The following is a 277-nucleotide window of genomic DNA, read 5'->3' on the forward strand; positions in this document are numbered from 1 at the left end:
CATTTTTATTCTTGGGTTTTTTATACATTCCCAACCTTCTCATTACTTTTTACACTTTAGACATTTTAATTAGTTGCAACATCAACTGGCATTGAAACCCAAATTTCTTATTATAAAAAAATGTCTATGTCTATACAATCGATTAGCATGTGTCCTAATTTGTCTCCATGAAACCAATCCCTCAAGATTATCTAGCAAATCATTAGGAATATGAAAATTATGTTCAGACACTTTACTATCATTCTGACATGTTTGTTTAGTAGTTGGTGTTTCTATG

Annotated in this window: 1 protein-coding gene; it reads right to left on the minus strand. The window is 30.0% G+C overall.

The window, feature by feature from the left end; translation table 11 throughout:
• Nucleotides 1-81: 81 nt before the first annotated feature.
• A partial coding sequence (locus tag QSV46_RS39625; protein ID WP_314964082.1) for a hypothetical protein occupies nt 82-277 on the minus strand: 196 nt, incomplete at its 5' end.

It is taken from the genome of Bradyrhizobium cosmicum (assembly GCF_032290525.1).
Lineage (GTDB): Bacteria > Pseudomonadota > Alphaproteobacteria > Rhizobiales > Xanthobacteraceae > Bradyrhizobium > Bradyrhizobium cosmicum_A.